This window comes from Streptomyces niveiscabiei (assembly GCF_001419795.1).
Classification (GTDB): domain Bacteria; phylum Actinomycetota; class Actinomycetes; order Streptomycetales; family Streptomycetaceae; genus Streptomyces; species Streptomyces niveiscabiei.
This window is the reverse complement of sequence record NZ_LIRL01001307.1, coordinates 1-1,457: the sequence shown is the minus strand read 5'-3', so window position 1 is coordinate 1,457 and position 1,457 is coordinate 1. Positions and strand designations below refer to the sequence as shown.

The window sequence follows — 1,457 nt, the reverse complement described above, 5'->3', positions numbered from 1 at the left end:
TAGTACGGGGGCTCGGCCCGTCGGGGAGTCCGGCGGGCCGTTGTCCTGCGGGGTGTGGGGGAGTCCGGCGGTTTCCGGTGGCTCGTCCGTTCCGTGGTCAGGCGACCGTCATTCCGCCGTCCACCGGCAGGACCGACCCCGTGACGTACTCCGCGTCGATCAGGTACCGGATCGCCGCCGCGACGTCCGCGGGGGCGCCGACGCGGCCCGCCGGGACCGTGTCCGCCGCCGCCTTGAACTGGGCCTGCCTGGCCTCCTCCGGGAGGAAGGACCACCAGGGGGTGTCGACGGCTCCCGGGGAGACCGCGTTGACGCGGACCGGGGCGAGTTCCGTGGCCAGGGGGGAGACGATCCGTTCGATCGCGCCGTTCACCGCGGCCAGCGCGGTCGTGCCGGCCAGGGCCGAGCGGGCCGTCGCCGCCGAGAGGAGGGTGATCGAGCCGGTGACCTCGGCCTGCTGGACCGCGAACAGGTACGGGAACAGCTTGCCCTCGAACGCGGCGCGTACGTCGGTGAGTTGGACGTCGGCGAGGGGGCCGAGGCCCACCGCGCCGGGGCTGAACGCGAGGACCAGGTGGTCGATCGGGCCGGTGCGGGCGAAGAACTCCGCGACCTCGGTCTCGTCGGTGGCGTCCAGCTGTACCGCCGTCGCCGGGAGGTCGCGCGCGGCTTCGAGCCTCGCGGGGTCGCGGCCCGTGACGGTCACCTCGGCGCCGTCCGCCGCGAGTGCCTTCGCCGTGGCGAGGCCGATGCCGGAGGTTCCGCCCATGATCACAACACGCATGACAGTGCACCTTCTTTTCGGGACGTGGCGTCTCGTTTTTATATCGAGACGCTACGTCTTGTAAAGTGGTGGGTATGACGGGTGAACGACGGCCGGGCAGGCCGCGCAGCGCGGAGTCGCGGGGGGCGGTGCTCGCGGCGGCGATGGAAGGGCTGCGGGAGCACGGGTTCGCCGCGCTGACCATCGAGGGGATCGCCGCGCGGGCGGGGGTGGGGAAGCAGACGATCTACCGCTGGTGGCCCTCGAAGGCGGACGTCGTCCTCGACGCGCTTCTCGACCGCGTGGAGGAGCGGATTCCCGTCCCGGACGAAGGGTCGTTGGCGGCGGATCTCGGGGCGTTCCTGGCTGCGACGTTCAGGGAGAGCCATCACCGTCCCGTCCTGGTGGGGTTGATGGCTCAGGCGCTGCTTGATCCGGTCTTCGCGGGGGCTTTTCGGGAGCGGTTCCTGTTCAGCCGGCGGGCGGTGTTGCGGGAACTGCTGGATCGGGCGGTGGGGCGAGGGGAGATCGCGCGGGACGTTGACCCGGAGTTGCTCATCGACACGGTGTACGGGGTGCTGTGGTACCGGATGATGCTGGACCACGCGCCGCTGGACGAGGGGGCGAGCCGGGAGTTGGCGGCGCTGGTGGTGAAGGCGGCGGGGTGAGGCGGGGGTTGGGGGCGTTGGTGGTG

The 1,457-nt window shown here is 71.8% G+C and carries 2 protein-coding genes; one reads left to right on the top strand and one right to left on the bottom strand.

What is annotated here, in order from left to right; all coding sequences use genetic code 11:
• Window positions 1-97: 97 nt before the first annotated feature.
• On the bottom strand, window positions 98-784 hold the full coding sequence (locus AOK24_RS43440; RefSeq protein WP_055725341.1) for an SDR family oxidoreductase: 687 nt from the start codon (window positions 782-784) through the stop codon (window positions 98-100).
• A 74-nt stretch (window positions 785-858) separates the two neighbouring features.
• On the opposite strand from AOK24_RS43440, the gene AOK24_RS43435 reads away from it, so the two are divergent.
• Window positions 859-1,431, top strand: coding sequence for a TetR/AcrR family transcriptional regulator (locus AOK24_RS43435; protein ID WP_055725340.1), 573 nt, complete (start codon window positions 859-861; stop codon window positions 1,429-1,431).
• Window positions 1,432-1,457: the final 26 nt, after the last annotated feature.

Bases quoted from the DNA above. Each gene is read 5' to 3' on its own strand.
- AOK24_RS43435 (WP_055725340.1), top strand. From the start codon at position 859: ATGACGGGTGAACGACGGCCGGGCAGGCCGCGCAGCGCGGAGTCGCGG.
- AOK24_RS43440 (WP_055725341.1), bottom strand. From the start codon at position 784: ATGCGTGTTGTGATCATGGGCGGAACCTCCGGCATCGGCCTCGCCACG.